The sequence below is a fragment of the Cnuella takakiae genome, assembly GCF_001953305.1.
Lineage (GTDB): Bacteria > Bacteroidota > Bacteroidia > Chitinophagales > Chitinophagaceae > Flavisolibacter > Flavisolibacter takakiae.
Window position 1 is genome coordinate 3,614,219 of the sequence record NZ_MTFE01000010.1, and the last position, 5,403, is coordinate 3,619,621.

Consider the following 5,403-nt stretch of genomic DNA (forward strand, 5'->3'; position numbering starts at 1 on the left):
TTGCAAATATAGGGCGGGCACAGTTATAAGCCAAACAAAATCAACAATTAATAAAAAATTTTTCCCCGCGGTTACCGGACCAGCATGACAGTGCCCTTTCTAAGCAGGCCATTATAGCGCACCTGGTACACATAAATGCCGGCAGGGAGATCAGCGCCTTTGTGCCGGCCATCCCAGCGGCCTTTGCCGGTGGTAAAAAACACCAATTCGCCATACCGGTTAAAAACCCGCAGCTCCGCTCCCGCTACCGACTCCAGAAAAGGTACCTGCCAGGAATCGTTGAGCCCATCCCCGTTGGGGCTAAAAGCATTTGGTATATAAAGCTCGTTTACTACGGTTACCTTCATTTCATCACTAGCGCTGCAACCATCCGGAGAGATTGCCGTAAGCAGGTAGCTGCGATCCTGCCGGGGCCTGGCAAGGGGCTGGAGCACGGCGGGGTTGGACAAATCGGTTGGAGGTGTCCACAGGTAACGTAGGCCGCTGCCATTAGCACTGCCCTGCAGGGTTATGCTCCCACCCACCAGCACCGAAAGGTCGGAACCTGCTGATACCTGCGGAACGGGATAAACCCGTATGGTTTGTTCAGCCGTATCGCGGCAACCGGCCGTTGTGGTGAACTGGTAGGCTATGGGGTGCAAACCGGCACCTGCAACTAAAGGATCAAAGAGGTCCGTACCAGAAACACCTGCTCCCAGGTAAACACCGGTTCCCGAAAGCCCTCCCTGCTCGCTGCCCTGTTGCAAAACAAAAGCAGGAGCATTGGCACAAAGGGGCGAAATGGCGGTCATCAGTGCCTGCGGGCTTTGGTTAACCGTTATTTCGCGTGTCAGTTCCTGTACACACCCGATGCCGGAATAGGCAGTAAACCGAATGGTGAACTTTTGTTCCAGTCCCCGCATCAGGGTACTATAAACGAAAGGGTAAGTTTTCCCCGCAAAAGGTGCTTCATCAACAGTCATCTCCGCAGGGTTGTCGTTATTATTCCACCGGATAACCAAGCGGGTAATATTGCCAAAATCTACCGTCGACTCGTTTCTTAATACAACTGTATCGGCACTGCAAATCAAACCTGTTGTACCCAGTGAAAATCCAGCTTTGGGAGCTGCACCATTTACCGTAAACTGCTGCACGGTATCGGCCGTACAGCCAGCTGCACTGGTAACCGTAAGGCCAACTGCATATACTCCAGTACGGCTGAAACGGTACTGCGCATTGGCAAGCGTGGACCCTGCTGCCGGATTAGCCGGGTCACCAAAACGCCAGTTAAACCTTAACGGGGTACCATCCGCAATGGTGGACGTATTGGAGAATTGGGCAAAGGGATCGGTGAGGCAAACTTCGGGCATCAGGAAGCCTGCAACCGGTTGGGCATGTACAACCAAGGTGGCTGTTGCTGTATCGGAATAACAACCGTTCTGCGCCAAAGCAACCAGCCTGAAATCCATTGCCATTGCACTATCAAAACGAAGGCTTAGCCGCTGGGCTGAACTTGTTTGCCCCGGCCAGCTCCACTGCCATCCTGCTATTGCCCCCGCGTTTTGCGAAGCAGTGGCAGCCAACTCGGTGGTAGTACCCTGGCAGGCAAGCGTGGGCAGTTGGATACTTGCAGCCGGGCGGGCCAGCAGTTGTATCCGAACAGAATCGGCAGCGGTGCAACCTGCGCCACTTACCGCTTCCAACCGGTACCAGCCCGAGTCGGCAGCTTCGGCAACTTTGCCGGCATGAAGCAGGTAAAAACTTCCCGAATCTTTTTGAGCCATCACCAGGCTGCCGCCAGCGGGTTGCCGCCAATTATAAGTGCCATTGCTGGTATCCACCCAGTTGATCCGGCCAGAGATGTTCAACCGGGTGCCCACACAAAACGGGGTTGCCGCCACCAGTTCAATGCGGGGTTTTGCCCGCACCCTTACCTCCAGTGGCTGGGAGGCAATGCGGCAGGCAAGGCTGTTGATATTACCCCTGTCGGCAACCAGCACCCGGTACAGGTAATTGCCGGCAGGCCTATTGTTCCAGGTATAGGTGGTGGTTTGCGCACCCTGGATATTTACCCAGTTGCGGCCACTATCGCGGCTTTCCTGCCACTGCATTTCGGGGTTGGCGAGTTGGGAAGTGATGGCAGCGGTAAACCGGAAACTGGTAGGTGCGCCTTCACATAACACTGCACGGTTGCCCGAAATCCCTTCAATAGCTGTTTTTAATTTTGCGCCGCAAGGCCGGAAGGTGATATCATCAATTGCCAGGTCGTTGCCGCACCCGCCCGGGGCATTGTTGCGCAACCGCATAATCACTTCAGAAGTACCGGGAGGGGTGGTAAAAAACATACCGATCTGTTCCCATTTTGGCTGTGCACTCACCGCAATTTGCCCTGTGGTCCGGGAAGCCAAAACGGCACCAGTAGGTGTTTCGATCGAAAAAGTAAGATCAGGGTTGATGGTTGGCCCGCCAAAGCAGGAAGCATTGCGCATCAGGTTCATTACCCAGGCTGCAAATTCGTAAGTGGTATTGCCACAAAGGCCACCTACTTTCTGCACATAGAAATCGCTGGGCTGAAAGGAAGCATTCACCAGCATCATATAACCATTAGGGTCGCCGGTATGATCCTGTAATAAGCTGTGCCAGGTACTTTGAAAACAATTCTGCGTATTGCTCCTTATGGTATACTGCCCGTCGTTGGGGCAATCGGTGGCAAAAAACGACATGTTGGTAAAACTGCTGGGCGGGCCAGGATTGGCGCCATTGCCAAAAGTAAGGTTGACCACCGGGTCGCCCAGACTGCCGGTACAGAGCTGTGCCAGCAGGCTATTTTTCAACAGGAACAACAGCGACACCAACAGTAAAACTTTCCGGAAATATCCAATCATATGGTTTGAGGCAGGTGGGCAAAAAAAGTCCCCACCGCAACCGGTGAGGACCAAAAGTTAAGGATAAAAAGCTTACAGATCGGAATAGGCTGTTGCACGCATCAGCCAGGTATCGTTTTTAGATACGCTGTACTTGGAATACTCGGGATTGCTGGTCAGTGCCTTCCACTGCGGATCGTTGCCAAAGGTTTTCCAATGGTCGTTGCGGTCCTGCATGCTTTCAAAAGAAGTCATGTACATCAGGTTGGGCATATGGCTGCCGGCCATCACCTCGCCATAAAAAACAGCGTTGAAGCCAAGACGTTTGAAAAGGCCTACTTCATCACCTTTATTGAACATGGCCACCTTGTTCCAATACAATTTTTCGGTAGGGCCTTCGTAGCTGCGCAGCTCGTACACCTTGTCGGCAACGGTACCTTTCAGGGCAGGTTTATTCATTACGGGGTTGGCAGTAAAGGCACGCAGCAGGATAGTTTCCGTCCGGCTGAAATTGGGTTGGTTATAGGCCGCATCCAAATACCCCTTGCCTGCTTCCTGGTACTGCTGGTCTTTTGCCAGTTTATCGGTGAGGGTGGTAAACTGGTCCATCTTTTTAAATGGAACCAGCACCACGATGCGCTTATTGGCAGCGGTATCGTTGGCAATGGGTTTAAACACCCCCACCTGTTTGATGCCCATGCGGTGCAGGGCGGGCAGGTAGGCTTGCTCCAGGTAACGGTCTACCTGTTGCTCCTGGTTGGCGCTGGTGTAATTAAAAATGTGGATGGCATAGTACTCGCGGTCGGCAGCAAAAGAGGTTGTGGCAAGACAAAGGGCGAGTGCCAAGGTTAATAGGGATGAAAGCATTCTTTTCATAATGGGAAAATAAGAAAGCCGGAGAATAAATGTAAAAATGACAGCAATTTGTTTTTTCCACCACCGCAGCAAAGCATGCTTTAAGCAATGCGGAAAGCTTCTTTTGAAGAAATAACAACTTTAAGCCGTTGAACAGGATCGTTTGCACTTTGCATTTTCCCTCTGCCCTATATTAGCCTATGATTCCAGCCATCCGCCACCAGTACAACGCGCAGTTTTCCCGCCAGCAGTACGATGCCTACATCAAGGCCTTGTCGCAGGTGTATCCCGGCCAGCTGGAGTTTCGGCTGGCGGAAACACCCGTATTTGTGCCGGCTCCATTTCGCAACCAAATGCAGGCAGCGTGCGAAAGCATACTCGATGTGGTATTAAGCGCAGCGTACAAGGAAAAAAGCGAGGCTGCCATTCCCGCCCACCTCCGCGTTCCCGGCGATGAAGGCAATCCGCAGTTTATTTGTTTTGACTTTGGCGTATGTACCAACAGCGCAGGCCAACTGGAGCCCCAACTAATTGAAATGCAGGCCTTCCCTACCCTGTTTGCATGGCATTTGGTGGTACCGGAAATCATGGCCCAGCACTTCCACATGCCGGAAGGTTTTACGCCCTTCTTTCCCGGCATCACGCAGGAAAAATATATTGACCTGCTGCGCAAGATCATCGTAGGCGACGAAGACCCGGAGCAGGTGGTACTGCTGGAGCTTTTCCCGCACCAGCAAAAAACAAGGGTGGACTTTTATGCCACCCGCGACCTGCTGGGCATCGGCATTGTTTGCTTAACCGGTCTGATCGAAGAAGGCGACCAACTGTGGTATGAAAAAGAAGGCCGGCGCATTCCCATACGCCGCATTTATAACCGGGTGATTTTTGATGAACTATTACAGCAGGCACCGGAAGTGCAGGAAAAAGGAAAGCTATTTCAAAAATCGTGGCAGGTGCAATGGATACCCCACCCAAACTGGTTTTACCGGATTTCCAAATTCAGCCTGCCTTTTATCAACCATCCCCACGTTCCGCAAACCTGGTTCCTGAACCAGGTACCCGAACTGCCAGCAGACCTCGAAAACTATGTGGCCAAGCCCTTGTTTTCATTTGCAGGCCAGGGTGTGATCATCGACCTTACCCAAGAAGCGCTGGCCGAAATACAGGATCCTGAAAACTGGATACTGCAACGAAAGGTGGCTTATGCACCTTGCATCCTCACCCCCGATGAAGGCGCCAAAGCAGAGATCAGGGCTTTCTACTTTTGGGAGCCCGGTGCTGAAAGGCCCATACCCGTAAACAACCTGGCCCGCCTCAGCAAAGGCAAGATGGTGGGCACCCGGTACAATAAGGATAAGGAATGGGTAGGAGGGAGTTATGCGCTCTTTGCAAATGAGGGATGAGTAAGAACAGAGTTTAGGGGAAGAATGGTTTCGTTTTTTAGAAAGACCGTGCGTTTATTTACCATACAGAAAAGCCGGAAAGAATTCCTTCCGGCTTTTCTGTATGGTGCTCCGATGTTTTGGCGCCGCGCAGGTTGGCATCTCACACACCCTTACAATATCCGATTTGAAAAGGGGATGCCGAAACAAGTTCGGCATGGCTGGCCCCTATAACTACAACATTCCCTTCGTACCTTAACAGATTCACTAATCACTAATCACTAATCACTAATCACTAATCACTAATCACTAATCACTAATCA

General features: G+C 51.8%; 3 protein-coding genes. 1 reads left to right on the forward strand and 2 read right to left on the reverse strand.

The genetic code is table 11. The annotated features are described in order from the left end of the window. Window positions 1–71: 71 nt before the first annotated feature. A complete protein-coding gene (locus BUE76_RS15735; RefSeq protein WP_073041548.1) occupies window positions 72–2,864 on the reverse strand; it encodes a T9SS type B sorting domain-containing protein in 2,793 nt (930 codons plus the stop codon). A gap of 72 nt (window positions 2,865–2,936) precedes the next feature. After that, complete coding sequence (locus BUE76_RS15740; RefSeq protein ID WP_073041607.1) at window positions 2,937–3,719, reverse strand: NIPSNAP family protein; 783 nt, start codon at window positions 3,717–3,719, stop codon at window positions 2,937–2,939. A gap of 179 nt (window positions 3,720–3,898) precedes the next feature. On the opposite strand from BUE76_RS15740, the gene BUE76_RS15745 reads away from it, so the two are divergent. Beyond that, window positions 3,899–5,101 carry a hypothetical protein gene (locus tag BUE76_RS15745; RefSeq protein ID WP_073041549.1) on the forward strand — a complete coding sequence of 401 codons (1,203 nt, stop codon included), beginning with the start codon at window positions 3,899–3,901 and terminating at the stop codon, window positions 5,099–5,101. The last annotated feature ends 302 nt before the right edge of the window (window positions 5,102–5,403 follow it).